This is a genomic window from Paraburkholderia sp. RHO2, from assembly GCF_050955445.1.
Taxonomy (GTDB): domain Bacteria; phylum Actinomycetota; class Actinomycetes; order Mycobacteriales; family Mycobacteriaceae; genus Prescottella; species Prescottella agglutinans_A.
On sequence record NZ_CP162617.1, the window covers coordinates 2681850 to 2708825 of the forward strand.

Consider the following 26976-nt stretch of genomic DNA (forward strand, 5'->3'; position numbering starts at 1 on the left):
CGATGCGGAGCTGGGAAACCATCCGAGCGCCGAAAGGATCTTGATATGGTGTGGTCCCGATGCAACCGGGGCATTCTGCTCTCAGGGGGCGAGTAAATGAAGATGCCAGGATCTCGGGAACCGAACACACACGGTTCCGATACTCCGAATCTTCCCGCCGAGGCATTCCCACTCTCCTCGGCTCAGCGGAGTATGTGGTTCGCACAGCAGCTCACACCCGGCGTGCCGATATTCATCGCCCAGTACGTGGCGCTGCACGGCTACCTCGACATCGATCTGCTCCACGACTGCGCGCTGATCGCGGCGGAGGAGTTCCAGTCGCCGTACCTGCGACTGGTCGACGTCGACGGTGAGGGCGAACCGTGGCAGGTCGTCGATCCCGACGTCGACACCACGATCGGCCAGGTCGACCTGCGCGATCACCCCGATCCGATGGCGGCCGCGCAGGAGTGGATGGACCACGACTACTCCGTCCCGATCGACCTCACCCGGGATCGCCTGATCGAGTTCACGGTCCTGCGCGTCGGCGACCGAGACTATCTGTGGTACAGCCGAATTCACCACGTCGCCCTCGACGGCTACAGCGGCATGACGATCGCCAGTCGCATCGCCGCGCTGTACACGGCGGCGGTCGAGCATCGCGAGGTCGAACCGAATCGCGCCTTGGATCTGCGTGAACTGCTCGGGATCGACCGGAAGTACCGGGCATCGAGCCGATTCCAGGCCGACCGCGAGTACTGGGCCGACCACATCGCGGGCATCGAGTCGGGCTCCACCCTCGCCGAGACCGAAGGCCCGGTCGCCGCGGTCAGCCGGTACCGGAGCGCGCCGCTGTCCGCGGCCGTGATCGAGGCCCTCGACTCCACCGACCGACGGTTCGAGGCCACCCCGGCGGCCGTCCTGATCGCCGCCTTCGCGTGCTACCTCGCCCGCATGACCGGGCGGACGGACGTGCTGGTCAACATGCCGGTGTCCGCCCGGACGACGGCCCCGCTGCAGCGCTCGGGCGGCATGCTGGTCAACGTCGCACCGCTGCGCGCGACGGTGCTGCCCAACGACACGGTCGCCGACGTGGTGGGCCGGATCCAGCTCGAACTGATGGGCGCGCTGCGGCATCAGCGCTGCAGCATCGAAGACATCCGCCGCGACGCCGGACTGAGCGGGACCGCGCGCGGGCTGGCCGGGCCGATGGTCAACGTGATGCTCTTCCACCAGACGATGAGGCTGGGCACGCTCGAGGGCGAGTACCACATCGTCACGTCGGGCCCGGTCGAGGACCTGCTGATCAACTTCTTTCAGAGTGGCAGTCCAGCAAGGACATTCGTCGAGTTCCGGGCGAACCCCAACCGGTACTCGCAGGCGGAGCTGGACACGCACCACCGCCGCTTCCGGGAACTGGTGGAGGAGTTCGTGCTGGCGGCGCCGGAGACGCGCGTCTCCGACATCCACACCGAGAGCTCGGTCGTCGGCGCCCGACTGTTGCGGACCGCCGCACAGCTCGAGTTCTGGTCCCGCGAACTGGACGGCCTGCCGGACATCCTGTCGTTGCCGTCGGATCGGCCCCGACCGGCGAGGCGCGCGCTCGACGGTGGCCGCGTCGACTTCTCGATCCCACCGGACGTGCACCGGGTGCTGGTCGAGATGGCGCGCACCCGCGGCTGCACGACGTTCGCGGCGGTGCACGCGGCGCTGGTCGTGCTGCTCGCCCGGCTCGCCGACGTCGACGACGTGGCGGTCGGTACCCCGGTCGTCGGGGTCGGCGCGTCCGGTCCGTTCGTCAACACGCTGGCCATGCGGACCCGGCTGCGCGAGGCGGTGACGTTCGACGATCTGCTCACCGACGTGTGCAACGGCGACCTCGCCGCGTTCCGGCACGCCGAGACGCCGTTCGCGCAGCTCGTGGAGGCGCTCGATCGCACCCGGGAGAACGCGCACTCGCCGCTGTTCCAGGTGATGCTCGAGTTCGTCGACGGTCGCCACCCGCACCTCGAGGACGACGAACTGGTCGTCCGGGGCACCGACGCCGGCCCCGACATCTCCGCGCTCGACCTGCGCCTGTCGGTCGAGGAGCGGTTCGCGGGCAACGGCGCCGGCGACCACGTGCCCGCGGGGATGGACGCGGCGTTCACGTACGCCACGGACATGTTCGACCGCGAGACGATCGAGGAACTGTCGGCACGCTACGTGCGCGTCCTCGAGGCGGTGCTCGCCGACTCGTCGGCGATCGTCGCCGACATCGACCTCCTCGGCGACGACGAGCGGCGCGCGCTGTCCGGGGTGTGGGGCGGTGACGGGGTCACCCCGCGCACGCTCGCGGACATCCTGGGCACCGCGGCGCGCCGGGATCCCGACCGGATCGCGCTGTCGTACGAGGGTCGGGAGCTGAGCTATCGCGAGCTCGACGCGCGGTCGAATCGGCTGGCGCGCATGCTGATCGCCCGCGGTGTCGGACCGGAGACCGTGGTGGCGTTGTCGATGCCCCGGTCGATCGAATCCGTGCTGTCGGTGTGGGCGGTCGCGAAGACCGGCGCCGCGTTCGTGCCGGTGGACCCGAACTATCCGGCCGACCGGATCGAGCACATGCTCACCGACTCCGGTGCGGTCCTCGCGCTGACCGTCGCCGCGCACGACGGCGCGGTAGCGGACACGGTCTCCACGCTGGTGCTCGACGCGCCCGGCTTCGCCGAGCAGGTGGGGCAGTGGTCCGCCGCGGCAGTCACCGACGCCGACCGCATCGCCGTGGTCCGGATCGAGCACCCGGCGTACCTCATCTACACCTCCGGCTCGACGGGCACGCCGAAGGGCGTCACGGTCACCCACCGCGGACTGGCGAACTTCGCCGAGGACGAGCGCACCCGGTACCGGGTCGGCCCGGAGTCACGGACGCTGCACTTCTCGTCGCCGAGCTTCGACGCGTCGGTCCTCGAACTGATGCTCGCGTTCGGGGCCGGGGCGACGATGGTGATCGCGCCGCCCACGATCTTCGGCGGCGCCGAACTGACCCAGCTGCTGCGGCTCGAGCGGGTCACCCACGCGTTCGTCACCCCGGCCGCGCTCGGCTCGGTCGACCCGGTGGCGCTCACCGACCTCGAGTGCGTGGTCACCGGTGGTGAGGCCTGCCCGCCGTACCTGGTGGAGCAGTGGGCGCCGCGGCACCGGATGTTCAACGCGTACGGCCCCACCGAGGCGACCGTCGTGTCGAGCGTGTCGGAGCCGCTGGAGCCCGGACGCGACGTCACGATCGGCAGCCCGCCGCTCGGGACGGGCGCACTGGTCCTCGACGGCCGGCTGCGTCCGGTGCCGGTGGGCGTGGCGGGCGAGTTGTACGTCTACGGCGACGGACTCGCCCGCGGCTACCACGATCGGGCCGGCACCACCGCCGAGCGGTTCGTCGCGGACCCGTTCGGCGCCCCCGGCGAGCGGATGTACCGGACCGGCGACCTGGTGCGCTGGACGCGCCGCGGGCAGCTGGAATATTTGGGCCGGACCGACTTCCAGATCAAGATCCGCGGCTACCGCATCGAACTCGGCGAGGTGGAGGCCGCGCTGCGATCGCATCCCGAGGTCGGGTTCGCGCTGGCGACCGGCTTCGTCGGACCGTCCGGCGACACGCTGCTGGTCGCGTACGTGCAGCCGGACAGCAACCAGGAGCTGCGCGCCGGCGGTGCCGGCAATCGACTCAGCGCCGACGTGATCGCGCACGTCGCCGACGTGCTGCCGCCGCACATGGTGCCCGCCGGCGTGGTCGTGCTCGACTCGCTGCCGCTCACCCCGGCGGGCAAGCTCGACCGGCGGTCGCTGCCCGAACCCCGGTTCGACACCGGCACCGGCGAATTCCGGGCGCCGACGACCCTCGACGAGAAGCAGATCGCCGGGGTGTTCTCCGAGCTGCTGGGCGTCGAGCGGATCGGCACCACCGACAGCTTCTTCGACCTGGGCGGCAACTCCCTGACCGCCACCCGCATCGTGGCGCGGATCAACGCCATACTCGGCACCGAACTCGGTGTGCTCGACCTGTTCGAGGCGCCGACCGTCGGGGAACTCGCGGCCCGCGTCGAGGCCGCCGGTCCCGGGCACGGGGCGCGTCCGCCGCTGACACCGCGCGAGCACGTCGGGCCGGTGCCGGTGTCGTTGGCGCAGCAGCGGATGTGGTTCGTCAACCAGTTCGACACGACATCCGCGGCCTACAACATTCCGATCGCGGTGCGCCTGCGCGGCGATCTCGACGTGGCGGCGATGCAGACGGCGATCGGCGACGTGCTCGACCGGCACGAGTCGCTGCGCACCGTCTTCCCGAACACACCCGACGGACCGATCCAGGCGGTGCGGCCGGCCGCGGCGGTGAGCGTCGATCTCGCCCCGGTCGACGTGGCCGAGGACGAGTTGCCGGCCCGCATGACGGCGGCCGCGACCGCGGGATTCGACGTGACCGTCGAGCCGCCGGTGCGGGCGAACCTGTGGCGCCTGGCTCCGGACCACCACGTACTGACGCTGGTGGTGCACCACATCGCCGCCGACGGCCTGTCGATGGCCCCGCTGGCGCGCGACGTCATGCTCGCGTACGGCGCCCGTGCAGCCGGCGCCGCCCCGGACTGGTCGCCCCTCGCCGTCCAGTACACCGACTACTCGCTGTGGCAGCGGGATCTGCTCGGCGCCGAGGACGACCCGCACAGCGTCATCGCGCGCCAACTCGCGTTCTGGCGCGACGAGCTGGCGGGGGCGCCGGACCTGCTGGAGTTGCCGACCGATCGGCCCCGGCCGCCGCAGCAGTCGATGCGGGGCGGCGCGGTGGACTTCACGATCGCCCCGCACCTGCACCGCCGGCTGCTCGACGTCGCCGGCGAGCACGAGGCGAGCCTGTTCATGGTGCTGCACGCCTCCCTCGCGGTGCTGCTGGCCCGGCTCAGCGGCTCGTCGGACATCTCGGTCGGGTCACCGGTGTCGGGGCGCGGCGAGGCCGAGCTCGACGACCTGATCGGCATGTTCGTCGGCACCATCGTGCTGCGCACCCTGGTCGATCCGGCGTCGACGTTCAGCGATCTGCTGGCCCGCACCCGAGCCACGGACCTGGCGGCGCTCGGCAACACCGACCTGCCGTTCGAACGCCTCGTGGAGGTGCTCGATCCCACCCGGTCGGCCGCGTATTCGCCGCTGTTCCAGGTGATGCTCGTCCTGCAGGGCGACGATCGTCACCGGATCGAACTGCCCGGCCTCACCGTCGAGGTGGACGAGATCGACACCGCGACGGCGAAGTTCGACCTGCAGCTGATCCTCACCGAGACCGTGGACGAGGAGGGGCGGCCGGGCCCGATCGAGGCCACGTTCTCGTACGCGACCGACCTGTTCGACCCGGACACCGTCGCGGCGTTCGCCGACCGGTTCGTCCGCGTCCTCGAGTCGATCACCGTCGACGCCGCCGTCCGCGTCGGCGACGTCGACGTGCTCGTCGACGGCGAACGCGAACAGGTCCTCGGAGAGTGGAACGCCACCGAGCACGACGTTCCCGACGCGACGCTCGCGGACCTGTTCGACGCGCAGGCACGGCGGACGCCGCACGCCGCCGCGCTCACGTTCGGCGACGAGGCACTCACGTACGCGCAGTTCGCGTCCCGCGCCCGCCGGTTGGCGCGCGAGCTGATCGCGCGCGGCGTCGGTCCGGAATCCCGCGTCGCACTGTCGATGCGCCGGTCGTTCGACCTGCTCGTCGGCATGTACGCGGTGATCGAGGCCGGCGGTGCGTACGTCCCGCTCGACCCCGACCACCCGTACGCCCGCACCGAATACGTGCTGGACAGCGCCGATCCGGTGTGCGTGCTCACCACCCGCCGGGACCACGGCCCGCTGCCCGACGGCGTCGACGTGCTCGAGATCGACCACCTCGACGTCGGCGACCACGACGACGGACCGATCCGTCCCGAGGAGCGTCGCGGCGCACTGCGCGGCGACGACATCGCCTATGTGATCTACACCTCCGGCTCGACGGGGCGCCCCAAGGGTGTCGCGGTCAGCCACACCGCGATCGTGAACCGCCTCGCGTGGATGCAGGGGGAGTACCACCTGACCGCGTCGGACGTGGTGGTGCAGAAGACCCCGGCGACGTTCGACGTCTCGGTGTGGGAGTTCTTCTGGCCGTTGCAGACCGGGGCGAGCCTGGCGATCGCCGTTCCGGACGGCCACCGCGACCCGGCGTACCTGTCGCAGCTGATCGCGGACCGCCGCGTCACGGTCGCGCACTTCGTGCCGTCGATGCTCGCGGCGTTCGTGGTGGGCGCGGACCCCGACCAGTGCGGCTCGCTGCGCACGGTGTTCTGCAGCGGCGAGGCCCTGCCGCCGGCGACCGCCGCCGCGTTCACGGAGTTCGCGGCGATCTCCGGCGCGCGGCTGCACAACCTGTACGGGCCCACCGAGGCCGCCGTCGACGTCACCTACCGCCCGTACACCGAGGCCGACACGGTGTCGGTGCCGATCGGCGCACCGGTGTGGAACACCCAGGTGTACGTGCTCGATTCGCGGCTGCACCCGGTTCCGGCGGGCGTGCCGGGCGAGCTGTACCTCGCCGGTGTCCAGTTGGCCCGCGGGTACGTCGGCCGCCCCGACCTGACCGCGGACCGGTTCGTCGCGTCCCCGTTCGGGGAGCCGGGCTCGCGGATGTACCGCACCGGCGACGTGGTCCGGTGGAAGAGGACCGACGGACCGGACTACGCGCTCGACTATCTGGGCCGCAGCGACTTCCAGGTCAAGCTGCGCGGCCTGCGCATCGAGCTGGGCGAGGTGGAGGCCGCACTGCTCGACCGGCCCGGGGTGGGGCAGGCGGTGGTCGTGGTGCGCCGCGACGAGATCGTCGGGGAGGCGCTGATCGGCTACGTGATCGCCGATCCCGGCGCGGATCTCGACCCCGCGGCACTGCGGGAGGCGGTCGGCGACTCGCTCCCGGCGTACATGGTGCCGTCGCAGATCCTGGTGCTCGACGCGTTCCCGCTCGGCGCGACCGGCAAACTGGACCGCCGCGCGCTGCCCGAGCCCGAGTTCCGTGCGTCGGAGGCCGAATTCGTGGCGCCGCGCAATCCGGTGGAGGAGATCCTCGCGGCGATCTTCGCGGAACTGGTCGGGACACGGCGAGTGGGCGTGTACGACAGCTTCTTCGATCTGGGCGGCAACTCGCTGACCGCGACCCGGCTCGTCGCCCGCGTCAACGCGGCCCTCGACGTCCGGATCGGGGTGCGCGAGCTCTTCGACACCCCGACGGTGTCGGCGCTCGCGCTGCGGATCGAGGCGGCGGGCGCCCACGGCGCGGACCAGCCGGCGCTGGTCGCGGCGGAGCGCCCGGCGATCGTGCCGGTGTCGTTGGCGCAGAAGCGGATGTGGTTCATCAACCAGTTCGACACCGCGTCCCCCGCCTACAACGTGGTGCTGCCGGTGCGCCTGGACGGGGACCTCGACCGCGGTGCCCTGCGGGCCGCGATCGCCGACGTCCTCGAGCGGCACGAGTCGCTGCGCACCCGATTCCCGATGGTCGACGGCGAACCCACCCAGGTGATCGTGCCGACCGCCGCCGTCGCGCCCGACCTCGAACCGGTCGCGGCGTCCGAAACGGACGCCGCCGAGCGGATCGCGGAGTTCGCGGGCACCGGGTTCGACGTCACGGTCGCCCCGCCGGTGCGGTCGATGCTGCTGCGGCTCGGGCCGCGGGCGCACGTGCTGGTGATCGTCGTGCACCACATCTGCGCCGACGGCTTCTCGCTGGCGCCGCTGGCCCGGGACGTGATGAGCGCGTACGTCGCCCGCGTCGAGGGGCAGGCCCCGCAGTGGGCGCCGCTGCCGGTGCAGTACGCCGACTACACCCTCTGGCAGCAGCGGGTCCTCGGCGGCACCGACGACCCCGACAGCGTGCTCTCGACACAACTCGACTACTGGGCGACCACCCTCGACGGACTGCCCGAGGTGCTCGAGCTCCCCACCGACCGGCCGCGGCCCGCGCGCCGGTCGATGCGCGGGGCCCGGTACGGCTTCCGCATCGAAGCCGACGCGCACCGGCGACTCGTCGCGATCGCGCACGGGCACAACTCGACGGTGTTCATGGCGGTCCACGCGGCCGTGGCCGCGCTGCTGGCCCGGCTCGGCGACACCGACGACGTCGCGATCGGCACCCCGATCGCCGGGCGCGGCGAGGCCGCGCTCGACGAGCTGGTCGGCATGTTCGTCAACACGCTTGTGCTGCGTAGCCGGTTCGATCCGGCCGCGACGTTCACCGAACTCCTCGACGGCGTGCGCGACACCGACCTCGACGCGTTCCACCACGCCGACCTCCCGTTCGAGCGGCTGGTGGACGCCCTCGCCCCGGAGCGCTCGACCGCGCACTCGCCGCTGTTCCAGGTGATGCTCGAGTTCCGCAACGCCGACCAGCCGCGGCTCGAACTGCCCGGGCTCACTGTGACGGTCGTCGACATCGGCACCGCCATCGCCAACTTCGATCTGCAGCTGACGCTGACCGAGGAGTTCACCGAGTCCGGGGAGCCCGCCGGCATCGCCGCCGGGTTCACCTACGCCACCGATCTGTTCGACCCCGCCACCGTCGCGCGGCTGGCCGAACGGTTTACCGCGGTGCTGCGGGCCGTCACGAGCGATCCGCGCACCCGGGTCGGCGACATCGACCTGCTCACCGCGACCGAACGCGCGGACCTCGCGCCGGTGAGCGGCGGCGCCGGGGTGCCCGCCCGGACGCTGCCCGAGCTGCTCGCGGCCGCCGCCGTGGTCGATCCCGACGCCGCGGCGGTGGTCTTCGACGGCACCACGCTGTCCTACCGTGACCTCGATGCCCGGTCGGATCGGTTGGCGCGGTTGCTGATCCGACGCGGCATCGGGCCGGATTCGGTGGTGGCGCTCGCGCTGGCCCGCTCTCTCGAATCGGTGACCGCGACGTGGGCGGTCGCCAAGACCGGTGCCGCGTTCGTGCCGGTGGACCCGAACTATCCGGCCGACCGGATCGAGCACATGCTCACCGATTCCGGTGCGGTCGCGGGCATCACCACCACCGAGCACCACGGCACGCTGCCTGCCTCCACCGAGTGGGTCGTGCTCGACACCGACGACACTCGGGCCCGGCTCCGGACCGAGCGCGGCGGATCGGTCACCGACGCGGACCGGGTCCGCCCGTTGCGGCTCGACGACCCCGCGTACCTGATCTACACGTCCGGGTCGACGGGCACGCCGAAGGGCGTGGTGGTCTCGCACCGCGGCCTGGCGAACTTCGCGGCCGAGGAACGCACCCGGTTCGGGGTGACGCCGCACTCGCGCACCCTGCACTTCTCGTCGCCGAGCTTCGACGCGTCGATCCTCGAGCTGCTCCTGGCGATCGGGGCGGGCGCCACCATGGTCGTCGCACCGTCCACGGTGCTCGGCGGCGACGAGCTGCGCGAGCTGCTGCACGCGCACGACGTCACGCACGCGTTCGTGACCCCGGCCGCGCTGGCCTCGGTGGACTCGTCGGGGCTGCACCGGCTCGAGTGCGTCGTCACCGGCGGCGAGGCGTGCCCGCCCGAACTGGTGGCGCAGTGGGCGCCCGGCCGGCGCATGTTCAACGCGTACGGGCCCACCGAGTCCACCGTCGTCGCGAGCGTCAGCGAACCCCTGGCGGTGGGCGTGCCGGTGACGATCGGCCGACCGCCGATGGGCACGAGCCTCGTGGTGCTCGATGCGCGCCTGCAGCCGGTGCCCGTCGGCGTGCCCGGCGAGCTGTACATCCTCGGGACCGGGCTCGCGCGTGGCTACCACGCCCGCCCCGGCACCACCGGTGAACGCTTTGTGGCCAACCCGTTCGGCGCGCCCGGCAGCCGCATGTACCGCACCGGTGACCTGGTGCGGTGGAACGGTTCCGGGCAGCTCGAGTACCTGGGCCGCACCGACTTCCAGGTCAAGATCCGCGGATTCCGCATCGAGCTGGGTGAGATCGAGTCGGCGCTGCGCCGGTACCCCGGTGTCGCGCGCGCGGTGGTCACCGTGGACGGGTCCGGCCCGGCCAGTCGGCTCGTCGGCTACGTCGTCCCCGAGGACGGCGCGGTGCTCGAGCCGGCCGAGATCACCGCCTTTGTCGGCACCTTCCTGGCGTCGTACATGGTTCCGTCGGCAGTGATGGTCCTGGACGCGTTGCCGCTCGGCCCGGCCGGCAAGATCGACCGGAAGGCGCTGCCGGCACCCGTCTTCGGCGCGCGGGTGTCGGCCGGACGCGCGCCGCGGACCGAACGGGAGCGGCTGCTCGCGGGCCTGTTCGCGGAGGTCCTCGGGCTCGACTCGGTCGGCGTCGACGACTCGTTCTTCGCGCTCGGCGGCGACAGCATCATGTCGATCCAGCTGGTGTCGCGGGCGAAGACCGCGGGCCTGCACTTCTCGCCGCGCGACGTCTTCGACCACAAGACCGTGGTGGCGCTGGCGGCCGTCGCGCAGGCCGGCGCGGAAGCCCGGGTGCTCGCCGAACTGGACGGCGGCGGGATCGGCGACGTGCCACTGCTCCCGGTGGCCCGCTGGTTGCGGGGCCGCGGCGGCCACCACGACCGGTTCTCGCAGGCCGCGCTGCTCACCGCGCCCGCCGGTCTCGACGAGGCCACCCTCGCCGGTGCGCTGCAGGCCGTGCTCGACCGCCACGACATGCTCCGCGCCCGGATCCGGCCCGGCGAACACCGGATGCTCGTGCCCGCGCCCGGTTCGGTGTACGCCGAGTGGCTGATCCGCCGGGTGGAGGTCGCGTCGGTGCCCGGCACCGACGCGTTCGCCGACGTCGTCCGCGCCGAACTCGACGCGGCCGAGGATCGCCTCGACCCGGCCGCCGGGGAGATGGTCCAGCTGGTGTGGCTCGATTCCCGTGCCGACGGCGGCCGGCTGCTGATCGTCGTGCACCATCTCGTGGTCGACGGCGTCTCGTGGCGGATCCTGGTGCCGGACCTCGCGACGGCGTGGGCGCAGATCACCGCGGGGGAGCGGCCCGACGTGGCCCCGGTGGGCACGTCGATGCGCCGGTGGGCGCACGGGCTGGTGGACGCCGCCGCGCAGCGCCGCGACGAGCTCGACCGCTGGCAGGACGTGCTCGCCGGCGACGACCCGCAGCTGGGGGCGCGTCCCCTCGACCCGGCCGTCGACGTCGCGGCGACCGTGGACTCGGTGACCGTCGAGGTGTCGCCGGACGTCACCGAGGCGCTGCTGACGACCGTGCCGGACGCGTTCCGCGGCTCCGTCAACGACGGGCTGTTGACGGCGCTGGCCCTGGCGCTGGTGCGGTGGCGCCGCGACCGCGGAATCGACACGGACGGGGATCGGACCGACGCTCTGGTCACCTTGGAGGGGCACGGTCGCGAGGACCGGGTGCTGCCCGGCGCCGATCTGTCGCGGACCGTCGGCTGGTTCACCACGCTCTTCCCGGTGCGGCTGGATCTGGCCGGCGTCGACGTCGACGACGCGTTCACCGGCGGCCGCGGCGCCGGCGCGGCGGTCAAGGCGATCAAGGAACAGCTGCTGGCCGTGCCCGATCACGGCATCGGTTTCGGCATGCTGCGCTACCTCGACCCCGATGCCGAGCGGGCCCTGCGTGATCTGTGCAGCCCGCAGGTCAGCTTCAACTACCTCGGCCGGCTCACCGCGGCGGTGCCCGACGACCAGCGTGAGGCGGGCTGGGTGCCGACGGACGACGCGGACCTGGGCATCCTGCAGGACGCGGACCTGCCGGTGGCGTCGGTGCTCGACATCAACGCCGTCACCACCGACAGCGCGGACGGCTCGCGGATCCGCGCGACGTGGGGTTTCCCGTCCGGGGTGCTCGGTGTGGACGAGGTCGAGGAGCTGGCGGGGCTGTGGACCGAGGCGCTGATCGCCCTCGCCCGGCACGTGTCCCGGCCCGGCGCGGGCGGCGCGACGCCGTCCGACCTGGACCTCGTCTCGCTCGACCAGCACGAGATCGAGGATCTCGAACGGCGGTTCCCGGGCCTCGTCGACGTGTGGTCGCTCTCGCCGCTGCAGTCGGGGCTGCTGTTCCACGCGTTGCTGGCCGACCGGTCCGTCGACTCGTACATGGTGCAGATGATGCTCGACGTCCGCGGCGCCGATCCCGGTCGGCTCCGTCGGGCCGGGCAGGCGATGCTGGACCGGCACCTGAACCTGCGGGCCGCGTTCGTGCACAGCTCCGACGGCTCGCCGGTGCAGGTGATCCAGGACCGGGTGGCGTTGCCGTGGACCGACGTCGACCTCGCCGAACTCGACGAACCGGAGCGCGCGGAGGCACTCACGGCGCTGCTGGCCGAGGACCGCGCCCGCCGCTTCGACGTGACGAGCGCGCCGCTGATCCGGTTCACGTTGGTGCGCACCGGCCCCGACGAGCACCGGCTGGTGCTGACCAACCACCACATCCTGCTCGACGGCTGGTCGACGCCGCTGATGATGCAGGAGTTGTTGACGCTGTACGCCACCGACGGCGACGCCACCGTGCTGCCGCGGGTCCGGCCGTACCGTGACTACCTGACCTGGATCGCCGAGCAGGACCCGGCCGCGTCGGTCCAGGCGTGGGCCGACGCGCTCGCCGGTGTGGAGGAGCCGACACTGCTGGCGCCGCTCGACCGCGGCCGCGAGCAGGGGACCGTCCCGGACGAGATCGAGATGTCGCTCGATCCGGCGCTCACCGCCCGGCTGACGTCGATCGGGCGGCAGTGGGGCGTCACCCTCAACACGATGGTGCAGGCGACGTGGGCGATCGTCGTGGGGGCCCTGACCGGCCGCGACGACGTCGTCTTCGGCGGCACCGTCTCCGGGCGGCCGCCGCACATCCCGGGCATCGAGTCGATGATCGGCCTGTTCATCAATACGCTGCCGGTACGGGTGCGGCTCGATCCCGGCGAGACCGTCGGGGAGCTGCTGCGGCGGGTGCAGGCCGAGCAGGCCGGACTGCTCGATCACCACCACGTGGGGTTGACCGAGATCCAGGACGCCGTCGGCCCCGCCCTCGGGTTCGACACGCTCACGGTCTTCGAGTCCTACCCGGTCGAACGCTCGGCCGTCGAGGACACCGACATCGCCGGGCTGCGGCTGGTCCGCGTGCACGAGGGCGCGGACGCCGCGCACTACCCGCTCACGTTCGTCGCGAACGCCGACGACCGGCTGCGGATGAAGCTGAAGTACCTGCCCGACCTGTTCGACCGCGACGAGGCCGCGGCCCTGGCGCGGCGGGTGGCCCGGACCCTCGCCGACATCGCCGACGACCCGCACCGCCCGCTGGCGCGGCTGCGACTGCTCTCCGACGCCGAGTGGGCGGATCTGGTGCCGCTGCGCGGGCGGCCCGGCCGATCGGTGCGGACCCTGCCCGAGCTGTTCGCCGACGCCGCGGCGGCCGATCCCGACGCCGTCGCCCTCGTCTCCGGCGACGTCGAGGTGACCTACCGCGAGCTCGACGAACGGACCAACCGCCTCGCCCGGCTGCTCATCGAATCGGGAGTCGGACCGGAATCGACTGTCGCGCTGGGAATCCCGCGATCAATCGAGTCGGTGACCGCTGCTCTGGCCGTCACCAAGGCCGGCGCCGCCTTCGTCCCGGTGGACCCGAACTACCCGGCGGACCGCATCGTGTTCATGCTGGAGGACTCGGGCGCCGACGTCGGCCTCACGGTGTCCACCGCCGGCAACCGACTGCCCGACACGGTGCCGTGGACGGTTCTCGACGACCCCGCCCTCGCAGACCGGTGCGCCACCCGCTCGGCCGCGCCGATCACCGACGCCGACCGCCGCGCACCGCTGCACCTCCAGCACCCCGCGTACATGATCTACACGTCCGGCACCACCGGGCGCCCGAAGGGCGTCGTCGTCACCCACGCGGGGCTCGACAACCTGGCCGAAGAGTGCCGCATCCGCTTCTCGACGGAGCCGAGCTCGCGGACGCTGCACTTCTCGACCCCGAGTTTCGACGCCGCGGTCCTGGATTACCTGATGGCGTTCCGCGTCGGCGCGACGATGGTCATCGCACCGACGACCGTCTACGGCGGCGACGAACTGGCCCGGCTGATCCGCGACCAGCACATCACGCACGCGTGGCTCACGGCGGCGGCCGCAGCGACGGTCGACCCGACCGGCCTCGACGAGTTCACCGAGGTGGTCGTCGGCGGCGAGGCGGTACCGCCGGAGCTGGTCGCGCGGTGGGCACACGGACGCCGCTTCTACAACGGTTACGGCCCGACGGAGGCGACCGTCCTCGCGAACGTGAGCTCACCGCTGGTCACCGGGGAGACCGTGACGATCGGCGCCCCGGTGCGCGGCGAGAGCGAACTGGTGCTGGACGGGAGCCTGCGGCCCGTTCCGGCCGGGGTCACCGGCGAGCTGTACATCGCCGGTCCCGGGCTGGCCCGCGGCTACCATCGTCGGCCCGGCCTGACCGCCGAGCGATTCGTGGCCAACCCGCACGGCATGCCGGGCGAGCGCATGTACCGCACAGGCGACATCGTGCGCATCGGCGCCGATCACGCGATCGAGTACATCGGCCGGTCGGACTTCCAGGTCAAGATCCGCGGGTTCCGCATCGAACTGGGGGACATCGACAACGCGTTCGGCGACCATCCCGACATCCGGTTCGCGGTCACCCTCGGCCGGCCGGGACCGGGCGGCGACACCGCGCTGGTGACATACGTGCTCCCGACCGCGGATGCCCGGCCGGACCCGGGGGAGCTGCGCGAGTTCGTGGCCGAACGGCTTCCGTCCCACATGGTCCCCGCGAGCATCATGGTTCTCGACGAGATCCCGCTCACCCCGATCGGCAAGCTCGACCGCAGGGCGCTGCCGGAACCGGAGTTCCTGCCGTCGACCACGGCGTTCCGGCCGCCGACGAACCCGACGGAGCAGACGATCGTCGATGTGTTCGCCGAGGTGCTCGGCCTCGAACGGATCGGTATCGACGACGGCTTCTTCGATCTCGGTGGCAACTCGCTGATCGCCACCCGGGTGATCGCGCGGCTGGCCGCCGCGCTGCACGTCGACCTGGCCGTGCGGGCGCTTTTCGAGGCGCCGACCGCGCACGAACTGGCCCGGTGGATCGCGCAGCAGAGCATCGCGGCGGAGGCCCGGCCGCCGCTGGTTCCGGCCGAGCGGCCGCGGCGTTTACCGCTGTCGTTGGCGCAGAAGCGGATGTGGTTCATCAACCAGTTCGACACCGAGTCCGCCGCCTACAACATTCCCCTCGCCGTCCGGCTCACCGGGGAACTCGACGTGGCCGCGTTGCGGGCCGCCGTCGGCGACGTACTGGATCGGCACGAGTCGCTGCGCACGTACTTCCCGACGACTACCGCCGTGCCGGCCGGCGATCCGGCCGACGGCGAACCGGAGCAGGTGATCGTGCCGGCCGCCGACGCCGCGCCCGACCTGACGGTGATCGACGTCCCGCCCGACGAGGTGCCGGCGCGGGTCGCTGAGCTGATCTCCCGCGGGTTCGACGTCACGACCGGCGTGCCGGTGCGCGCGCAGTTGCTGCGGCTCGGGCCCGCCGAGCACGTCCTGGCGATCGTGGTGCACCACATCTGCGCCGACGGCTTCTCGATGGCGCCGCTGGCCCGGGACGTGATGACCGCGTACATGTCGCGCACCGGCGGCCACCTGCCGCAGTGGGCGCCGCTGCCGGTGCAGTACGCGGACTTCGCGTTGTGGCAGCGCGACGTCCTGGGCTCCGAGGACGATCCCGACTCGCTCGTCAGCCGGCAGCTGGCGTTCTGGACCGCGGCGCTCGCCGGGCTGCCGGAGGCCATCTCGCTGCCCACCGACCGCCCGCGCCCGACGCAGATGAGTTTCGACGGCGCCCGCGTGCACTTCGAGATCCCCGCCGGCGTGCACCGGTCGCTGGCCGCGCTGGCCCGGCGGGAGGGCGCGACGATGTTCATGGCCGCGCACGCCGCGCTGGCGGTGCTGCTGGCCAAGCTCAGCGGATCCGACGACATCGCGATCGGCACCCCGATCGCGGGCCGCGGCGAAGCCGAACTCGACGGCCTGGTCGGCATGTTCGTCAACACACTGGTGCTGCGGTCGCAGGTCGACGCGGCCACCGGCTTCGGCGCCCAGCTCGCCCGCATCCGCGAGTTCGACCTGGCCGCATTCGGGAACGCGGACGTGCCGTTCGAGCGGCTGGTCGACGTGCTGGCGCCCGAGCGGTCGACGGCGCACTCGCCGCTGTTCCAGGTGCTGCTCGAGTTCCAGAACAACGAGCTGCCGCGGCTCGAGCTGCCCGGGCTCACCGCCGAGCCCGTCGACGCCGAGCTCGCGGTCGCCAAGTTCGACCTCCAGCTCACCCTCGCCGAGCGGCACGACGACCATGGCGTCCCCGCCGGCATGACGGCCGCGTTCACCTACGCGACCGACCTGTTCGACGCCGACACGGTGCGCGACCTCGGGGAGCGGTTCGTCCGGCTGCTCGGCGCGGTGACCACCGACCCGGGCCGGCCGACCGGCGACGTCGCGATCACCACGGCGGACGAGCGCACCGCGATGCTGCGCGAGTGGAACGCGGCCGGCCGCCGCACCCCGGAGACCACCCTTGCCGGGCGGCTGGCCGACGCCACCGCGCGGTTCGCCGACTCCGACGCGGTCACCTTCGACGGGCAGACGCTCACCTACGCCGAGCTCGACGCCCGAACCAACCGGCTCGCCCGCCACCTGGCGGCGCTGGGGGTCGGTCCCGAGTGCCTCGTCGCGGTGGCGCTGCCGCGCTCGCTCGACCTCGTCGTCGCGCTGCTCGCGGTGGTCAAGGCCGGTGCGGGATATCTGCCGCTCGACGTCACGTACCCGCCCGAGCGCCTGGCGTTCATGCTGGACGATTCCGCGCCGGTGTGCGTCCTGACGTCCGTGGACGACTCCGGCGCGATCCCCGACATCGGGGCCCCGTTGGTCCGCCTCGACGCCGACGACGTGGCCGCGGCGGTGGCGTCGCGGCCCGACCATGCGGTCACCGACGCCGACCGCACCGCCCCACTGCGCCCCGACGACGTCGCGTACGTCATCTACACGTCCGGGTCGACGGGCCGACCCAAGGGCGTGCAGGTCACGCACCGCAACGTGCTGACCCTGTTCGAGAACACGGCCGACACGTTCGGGTTCGACCAGACGGACGTGTGGACGATGTTCCACTCGTACGCGTTCGACTTCTCGGTGTGGGAGCTGTGGGGCCCGCTGCTGCACGGCGGCCGCCTGGTGGTGGTCGACTTCTACACGGCGCGCTCCCCGGAGATGTTCCTCGACCTGCTGCACACCGAGGGCGTGACGGTGCTCAACCAGACACCGACCGCGTTCTACCAGCTCGCCGAGGCGGACCGGATCGCGGCCGAATCGTCCCCATACGACACCGACCTCGCGCTGCGGTACGTGATCTTCGGTGGCGAGGCGCTGGACCTCGGTCAGCTGGGACGCTGGTACGCGCGGCACGCGGACGACGCCCCGCGTCTGGTGAACATGTACGGCATCACCGAGACCACCGTCCACGTCACCCGGCTCGGGCTCGACCGCGCGTATGCGGCGGAGGCCAGCGCCAGCGTCGTCGGGCGGGCGATCCCCGGGCTGCGGGTTACGGTGCTCGACGGGCGCCTGCACCCGACTCCGCCGGGGGTGACCGGCGAGATGTACGTGGCCGGCGACCAGGTCACCCGCGGATACCTCGGGCGGCCCGCACTCACCTCCGGACGGTTCGTCGCCGACCCGTTCGGGGCCCCCGGCGCCCGCATGTACCGCACCGGCGACCTGGCCCGCTGGAACCACGACGGGCAGCTGGAATACCTTGGCCGCAGCGACTTCCAGGTGAAGATCCGCGGGTTCCGCATCGAGCTCGGCGAGATCGAGTCGGCCTTGCTTGGGTTCCCGGGCGTCGCGCAGGCCGTCGTGACCGTCCGTCAGCAGGAACACGGCCCCGCGCGGCTCATCGGCTACGTCGTGCCGGAACAGGGCGGCACGGACCTCGATCCGCAGGCGGTGCTCGACCACGTGGGCGGCGAGCTGACGTCGTACATGGTCCCGGCGGCGCTGGTGGTGCTCGACGAGCTGCCGCTCACCGCGAACGGCAAGCTGGACCGTCGGGCGCTGCCGGAGCCGGAGTTCGGGACGCGCACCGCCGCTGGGCGCGAACCGCAGACCGACGCCGAACGTGTCCTCACCGACCTGTTCACCGAGGTGCTGGGCCTCGACTCGGTCGGGGTGGACGATTCGTTCTTCGCGCTCGGCGGCGACAGCATCATGTCGATCCAGCTGGTGTCGCGTGCAAAGGCCGCGGGCCTGCAGTTCGCGCCGCGGGACGTGTTCGAGCACCGGACCGTCGCCGGCCTCGCGGCGGTCGCCGAGGCCGCCGGTGAGGAGCCGACCGTCCACCTCGAGGAGCTGCCCGGCGGCGGGGTCGGCGAGTTCCCGGCGACCCCGATCATGCGGTGGCTCCTCGAGCGGGCCGACCGCATCGGCCGCTACACGCAGACCGCGCTGCTGGCGCTGCCGGCGAGCATCGACGCGGACCAGCTCACCCGGACGCTGCAGGCCGTCGTGGACCGCCACGACATGCTCCGCGCCCGGCTGGACCGCACCGGCGACCCGAGCGTGCAGGTCCGGGCGGCGGGCGCGGTGTCCGCCGCCGACGTGATCACCCGCGTCCGGGTCGGCGCGCTCAGCGGCCCGGCGTTCACCGACATCGCGCAGGCGGAACTCGACGCCGCCGCCGGGCGCCTCGATCCCGAAGCCGGGATCGTGCTGCAGCCGGTGTGGTTCGACGCCGGCGACGCGGGCGGGCGGCTGCTGCTGGTGGTCCACCACCTCGCCGTCGACGGCGTCTCGTGGCGGATCCTGGTGCCGGACCTGGCGTCGGCGTGGTCGCAGATCGTCGACGGCGATGTCCCCGAACTGGCGCCGGCCGGGACGTCGATGCGCCGCTGGGCGCACGGTCTGGCCGACGCGGCCGTCGGCGGGACCCCGGGCCGCGACCGGGAACTCGAGTTGTGGCGCACCACTCTGGACACGCCCGATCCGGTCATCGGATCGCGGCCGCTCGACCCCGCGGTCGACGTCAACGGCACCGTCGACAAGGTGTCGGTGGAGCTGCCGGCGGCCGTCACCGAGGCGCTGCTGACCACCGTCCCCGACGCGTTCCACGGCAACGTCAACGACGGGCTCCTCGCGGCGCTGGCGATGGCCCTCACCCGGTGGCGCCGCACCCGCGGCAGCGACAGCGCCGCGACGCTGGTCAACCTCGAGGGCCACGGCCGCGAGGAGCAGGTGGTGCCCGGCGCCGACCTCGCCCGCACGGTCGGCTGGTTCACGACGATCTTCCCGATCCGACTCGACCTGTCCGGAATCGACCTCGACGACGCGTTCGCCGCCGGCCCCGCCGCCGGTGCCGCGGTGAAGGCGGTCAAGGAACAGCTGCTCGCGATCCCTGACCACGGCATCGGGTTCGGCATGCTGCGCTACCTCGATCCGCAGACCGCGCCGGTGCTGGCCGCGCTGCCGGTGCCGCAGGTCAGCTTCAACTACCTCGGCCGGCTCGGCGCGCCCGCCGGGACCGCGGACGTCGGCTGGCTCCCGGTGACCGACACCGAACTCGACGACGCCCCGAGCGCCACCATGCCGGTGGCGAGCGTGCTCGACATCAACGCGGTCGTCGGTGACCATCCCGACGGGCCGCGGCTGCGCGCCACCTGGTCGTACCCGCGTGAGGTCCTGGCGGCGGTCGACGCGGGCGAACTCGCGGACCTGTGGGTGCGCGCGCTGTCGGCCCTGGCCCGACACGCCCAGCACCCGGGCGCCGGCGGGCTCACCCCGTCGGACCTGGATCTGGTGCGACTCGACCAGCGCTCGATCGAGGCGCTCGAGCATCGGTACCCGGATCTCGCCGACGTGTGGTCGCTCTCGCCGCTGCAGTCGGGGCTGCACTTCCACGCGATGTTCTCGGACGAGTCGGTCGACGCGTACCTCGTCCAGCTCACCCTCACGCTGGACGGTGTCGTCGACCCCGACCGGCTGCGGCGGGCCGGGCAGGCGCTGCTGGACCGGCACCCGAACCTGCGGGCCGCGTTCGTCCATCCCGACGGGGCGACCCCGGACGCGGGCACCGTCCAGGTGATCCCGCAGCACGTGGACCTGCCGTGGACGGAGGTCGATCTGTCCCGGCCGGCGCCGGACGATCGCGACCGGCGCTTCGCCGAACTGATCCTCGCCGACCGGCTCACCAAGTTCGACCTGGCGATCGCGCCCGCGGTCCGTATGACGCTCGTCGCCATGGGCGGCGGGGAGTACCGCCTGCTGGTCACGAATCACCACATCCTGCTCGACGGCTGGTCGACGCCGCTGGTGATCCGGGACCTGCTGACCCTCTACGCGACCGACGGCGACGCGTCGATGCTGCCGCGGGTGCACCCGTACCGGGACTACCTGGCGTGGATGGTCCGGCAGGACGCCGCCGAGTCGACCGCCGCGTGGCGGCGCGCGCTCGCCGGGCTCGAGGAGCCGAGCCTGCTGGCGCCGAGCACCCGCGTCGAGGGGGCCGCGACGGGCACCGACGAACTCGAGATCGCACTGTCGTCCGGCGAGACGGACACGCTGCGCGCGCTGGTGCGCGAGCGGGGCCTGACGCTCAACACGGTGGTGCAGACCGCGTGGGGAATCGTGCTGGGCGCGTTGACCGCCCGCACCGACGTCCTGTTCGGCGGCACGGTGTCGGGCCGGCCGCCGCAGATCCCGGGCATCGAATCGATGGTGGGACTGTTCATCAACACGCTGCCGGTTCGGGTCACGCTCGACGCGGCGGAGACACTCGGCGACCTCCTCGACCGCGTCCAGCGGGAGCAGACCGCCCTGCTCGACCACCACTACCTGGGGCTGGCCGACATCCAGAAGGCCACCGGACCGGCCGTCGCCTTCGACACGCTGACGGTGTTCGAGTCGTACCCGGTGGACCGGGACGCACTGACCGCGGACACCGACATCGCCGGCATGCGGGTCACCGGGATCGACGGCCGCGACGCCGCGCACTACCCGCTGTCGCTGGTGGCGTCGGTGGGCGACCGGCTGAACCTCAAGTTCGAGTACTTCCCGCAGTACTTCGACCGTGAGACCGTCGCGTCGATCGCGACCCGGGTGGCCGTGGTGCTCGACCATCTGGCGGCCGACCCCGAGCAGCCGCTGTCGCGGCTCGACCTGCTCACCGAGTTGGAGCGCCGCGAGCTGGCGCCGGTGCTCGGCGAACCCGGCGGCTCCGTGCGCACCCTGCCGCAGGTCTTCGCCGACGGCGCCGCCCGCGATCCCGACGCCATCGCCCTGTCCTTCTCCGGACGCGAGGTCACCTACCGCGAGCTCGACAGCCGCTCGTCGCGGATCGCCCGCGTGCTCATCGATCAGGGGGTGGGTCCGGAATCGTATGTGGCGCTCGGCATCAAGCGATCCGTGGAGTCGGTGCTGGCGGTGTGGGCGGTGGCGAAGACCGGTGCCGCGTTCGTCCCCGTCGACCCGAACTACCCGCTCGAGCGGATCGAGCACATGCTCGCCGACTCCGGGGCGGGGCTCGGCCTGACCGTCGCGGCGCACCGCGATGGGCTCCCGCGCACGGTCACGTGGCTGCCGCTCGACGATCCCGAGTTCGCGGCGGAGTGCGACGCCCGGTCCGATGCCCCGGTCACCGACGCCGACCGCACCGAGCCACTGGGCCTCGACCACGCCGCCTACGTCGTCTACACGTCGGGCTCGACGGGCCGACCCAAGGGCGTGGTCGTCACCCATCAGGGGCTCGACAACTTCGCGATGGACCAGATCGAACGGTTCGGTGCCACCGCCGAGTCCCGGACACTGCACTTCGCGACGCCCAGCTTCGACGGCGCGGTGTTCGAGTACCTGCAGGCGTTCGGCGCGGGCGCGACGATGGTGATCGCGGAGCCCACCGTGTTCGGCGGTGCCGACCTGGCGCAGCTCCTCGCCGACGAGCACGTCACGCACGCGTTCATCACCACCGCGGCCCTCGCGACGGTCGACCCGACCGGGCTCGACGAGTTCGTGCACGTCGCCGTCGGCGGCGAGGCCTGCCCGCCGGAGCTGGTGACCCGCTGGGCGCCCGGCCGGCAGCTGCACAACGCGTACGGGCCCACCGAGACCACGATCATGACGAACATCAGCGACCCCATGACCGTCGGCGACCCCATCACGATCGGCGGTCCGATCCGCGGTGTCGGCGAACTGGTCCTCGACCGCCGCCTGCAGCCGGTGCCGGTCGGCGTCCCGGGTGAGCTGTACGTCACCGGCGTCGGGCTCGCCCGCGGCTACCACCGGCGGCCCGGCCTCTCGGCGGAGCGGTTCGTCGCCAACCCGTTCGGCAAGCCGGGGGACCGGATGTACCGCACCGGCGACCTCGTGCGGTGGCGGCCCGACCACACGATCGAGTACGTCGGGCGCACCGACTTCCAGGTCAAGGTCCGCGGCTTCCGCATCGAACTCGGCGAGATCGACACCGCCCTCATGGACCATCCGGCGGTGAGCTTCGCGGTCACCCTCGGGGTGCCCGGCCCCGCCGGCGACACCGTGCTCGCCTCCTACGTGGTGCCGCTCGCCGGGGCGACCGTCGACGCCGCCGAGCTCACCGGGCGGCTGTCGTCGCACCTGCCCGCGCACATGGTGCCGGCCGCGATCACCGTGCTCGACGAGATCCCGCTCACCCCGGTCGGCAAGCTCGACCGGGCCGCGCTGCCCGAGCCGGAATTCGCGTTCGCCACCGGCGAGTTCCGGGCGCCCACGAACCCGCTCGAATACACGCTGTCGGACATCTTCACCGAGGTCCTCGGGGTGGACCGGGTCGGCATCGAGGACAGCTTCTTCGATCTCGGCGGCAATTCGCTCATCGCGACGCGGGTCACCGCCCGCCTCGCGAGCGTGCTGGACGCGGACATCCCGGTCCGCGCGCTGTTCGAGGCGCCCACGATCCACGGCCTCGCGCAGTGGATCGCGCGCGAGCGGGAGACGTCGACCCCGTACGGGCGGCCGGAACTGACGCGGCGCGAGCGCCCGGACCGGATTCCGCTGTCCCTCGCGCAGCAGCGGATGTGGTTCATCAACCAGTTCGACACCGCGTCGGCGGCCTACAACATCCCGATGGCCGTCGCCCTCACCGGCACGCTCGACGTCGACGCGCTGCACGCCGCCGTCGGTGACGTGCTCGAGCGGCACGAGTCGCTGCGTACCGCGTACCCGATCGTGGACCAGGTGCCGACGCAGCGGACCTACCCGGTCACCGAGGTGCTCACCGAGCTGACCCCGGTCGTCGTGCACGGCGAGCAGGAGCTGCACGAGCGGCTCGCGGCGTTCGCCGCCGCCGGATTCGACGTCACCGCCGCGCCGCCGGTGCGCGCGGAACTGGTGCAGACCGGCACCGACGAACACGTCCTGATGATCGTGATGCACCACATCTGCGCGGACGGCTACTCGATGGCCCCGCTCGGCCGGGACCTCATGGCCGCGTACACCGCGCGGGCGGCGGGATCGGCCCCGCAGTGGGCACCGCTGCCCGTCCAGTACGCCGACTTCACGCTGTGGCAGCACGAACTGCTCGGGTCGGACACTGACCCCGAGTCGCTGCTGCGCCGCCAGCTCGAGTTCTGGTCCCGGGAGCTCGCCGGCGTGCCCGACGTCATCCAGCTGCCCACCGACCGGCCACGCCCGGTGCAGCAGTCGTTCCGCGGTGACCGCGTCGAGTTCCGGATCCCGGCCGACCTGCACGCCGACGTCGCCGCCCTCGCGCACCGGCACGGGGCGAGCATGTTCATGGCGATGCACGCCGCGCTGGCGACGCTGCTGGCCCGGCTCGCCGACACCGACGACATCGCGATCGGCACCCCGATCGCCGGCCGCGGCGAGGTGGCCCTCGACGAGCTGGTCGGCATGTTCGTCAACACCCTGGTGCTGCGCACCCGCGTCGACCACGCCGCCACGTTCGACGACATCCTCCGGCAGGTCCGCGAAGCCGATCTGGCGGCGTTCGGGCACGCCGAGGTCCCGTTCGAGCGGCTCGTCGAGGAGATCAACCCGCCCCGCTCGACGTCGTACTCGCCGCTGTTCCAGGTCTCGATCGAGTTCCAGAACAACGAACGCCCCCGACTGGAACTGCCCGGACTCGTCGTCGAGGGCGTCGGCATCGACGCCCACGTCGCGAAGGAGGACCTCGAACTCGTCCTCGCCGAGGAGTTCACCGAGGACGGGTCCCCGGCCGGGATCAAGGCCTCCCTGGACTTCGCGACCGACCTGTTCGACGCGAGCACGATCCACCGCGCCACCCGGCGGTTCGTCCGGATCCTCGAGGCCGTCACCGCCGATCCGCAGCGCGCCGTCGGCGACATCGAGATCCTCGACACGGAGGAACTGACGGAGCTGGCACCCGCGGCCGGTCACACCGATGTCTCGCCGCACGTGTGGCCCGAGCTGCTGACCGGCGCCGCGTCGGTGGACCCGGACGCGATCGCCCTGACCTACCTCGGCGGCACGGTCACGTACCGCGAACTCGACGAGCAGTCGAATCGCCTGGCCCGCGTGCTCGCCGACCGCGGGGTGGGTCCGGAGACGTTCGTCGCGCTCGGCATGCCGCGCTCGATCGAGGAGATCCTGTCGATCTGGGCGGTCGCGAAGGCGGGCGCCGCGTTCGTCCCGGTGGATCCGAACTATCCGGCCGAACGGATCGCCCACATGCTCTCCGACTCGGGGGCGAAGGTCGGGCTGACGACGTCCACGCTGCGGGAACGGCTGCCCGACACCGTGCCGTGGCTCGTGCTCGACGACGGCGACCTCGACGCCCGCATGGCCGAGGTCTCCGCCACCCCGGTCACCGACGCCGACCGCACGGCGCCGCTGCATCTCGCGCACCCGGCGTATCTGATCTACACGTCGGGCTCGACCGGGCGACCAAAGGGCGTCATCGTCACCCACCTCGGGATCGCGAACCTCACCGAGGAGGAGCGGCTGCGCTTCACCGTCACCCCGCAGTCGCGGGTCTCGCATCTGGCGTCGCCGAGTTTCGACGCCTCGGTGTTCGAGATGATGATGGCGTTCAGCGCCGGCGCGCGCCTGGTGATCGTGCCGCCCACCGTGTACGGCGGATCGGAACTGACCGAACTGCTCTCGCGCGAGGGCGTCACACACGGGTTCATCACCCCGACCGCGCTCGCCTCCATCGAGGACGAGGGGCTCGAGTCGCTGCGGGTGCTCGCGGTCGCCGGCGAGGCGTGCCCGCCGGAACTGGTCGCCAAGTGGGCACCCGGCCGCCGGATGTTCAACGGCTACGGCCCCACCGAGACGACGATCCAGGCCAGTGTCAGCGCGGCCATGCAGCCCGGCGAGGTGGTCAACATCGGCGGCCCGGCGATCGGATTCCGCGAGGCCGTGCTCGACGGCCGGCTGCGGCCCGTCCCGATCGGTGTGCCCGGCGAGCTGTACATCTCCGGTCCCGGCCTGGCCCGCGGCTACCACCACCGCCCCGGACTGACCGCGGAGCGCTTCGTCGCCGACCCCTTCGGCGCACCCGGGACCCGGATGTACCGGACCGGCGACGTGGTCCGCTGGCGGCACGATCACACCATCGAGTACATCGGCCGGTCCGACTTCCAGGTCAAGGTCCGCGGGTTCCGCATCGAACTCGGCGAGATCGACGCCGTCCTCACCCGGCACCCCGCGGTCACGTTCGCGGCCACCCTCGGACACACCGGGCCGTCGGGCGACACCCTGCTCGCGTCGTACGTGCGGCCGGTGGAGGGCCACGCGGTCGAATCACGGGACCTGCGTGCGCACGTGGCCGCGCAGCTGCCGGCACACATGGTGCCGTCGGCGATCGTGGTGCTCGACGACATCCCGCTGACCCCGGTCGGCAAACTCGACCGCCGCGCGCTGCCGGCACCCGACTTCACGTCGCTCACCACCGAGTTCCGGCCCCCGACGACGGCGACGGAACGCGCGGTCACCGAGGTGTTCGCGGAGGTGCTGGGCATCGAGCACGTCGGCATCGACGACAGCTTCTTCGATCTCGGCGGCAACTCGATCATCGCGACCCGGATCATGTCCGAGTTGCAGTCCCGCCTGGGCCGGCAGATCCCGCTGCAGACGATGTTCCTGGATCCGACGCCGTCCGGCCTGGCCAAGCGCATCGACGTGCCCGTCGGGTATCTCGGGCACGGCGAGTCGCCCGTCGACGACGCGCTCGGCGTGATGATCCCGCTGCGTCCCGCCGGCGAACGCCCGCCGCTGTTCTGCGTGCATCCGGGCATCGGCCTGTCGTGGGGTTATGCCGGTCTGGTGCAGTACCTGTCGAAGGATCGCCCCGCGTACGGCCTGCAGCTGCCGCTGCTCAGCGGCGGACCCGACTTCGACTCGGTCCAGCAGCTGGCGCACCGCTACGTCGAGGAGATCCGCGCGGTCCAGCCGCACGGCCCCTACCACCTGCTGGGGTGGTCGCTCGGCGGCGTGATCGCGCACGCGATGGCCGTCGAACTCCGGAGCGCCGGCGAGGACGTCGCGACACTGGCGATCATGGACAGCTACCTCACCGAGGGGGAGGAGGAACCGGGTCCGCTCACGGTGGTCGAGCTGCTCGAGGGGCTGGGCCTGGATCTGGCTCCGTACGGCGGTGTCCGCGAGCTGACCTACGCGCAGGCCGTCGACCTGCTGAACGAATCTCTCGGCCAGGAAACGGGATTGACGCCCGCGCACCTGAAGCGGATCAACGAGGGGTTCACCACGTCCGCGCGGATCATGAACCGCTACGCGCCGGGCGTGTTCGACGGCGACCTGCTGTTCTTCAGCGCGGGGCGCGGCGACGGCAGCGAGGCCACCGGCGCGGAGCATTCACCGCAGGTGTGGCAGTCCGCGATCACCGGTCGGATCCGCGAGTTCACGATCGACTGCGAGCACAACCAGATGATCGAGCCGACCGCGCTTGCCGAGATCGGCCCACTACTCGAAGACTACCTGGTAGAGCACTGA

1 protein-coding gene is annotated in these 26976 nt (G+C 72.2%); it reads left to right on the forward strand.

All coding sequences use genetic code 11. The features are described 5' to 3' along the window. The first annotated feature begins 102 nt into the window (after positions 1 to 102). Complete coding sequence (locus tag ABTV10_RS12475) at positions 103 to 26976, forward strand: non-ribosomal peptide synthase/polyketide synthase (RefSeq protein WP_499035107.1); 26874 nt, start codon at positions 103 to 105, stop codon at positions 26974 to 26976.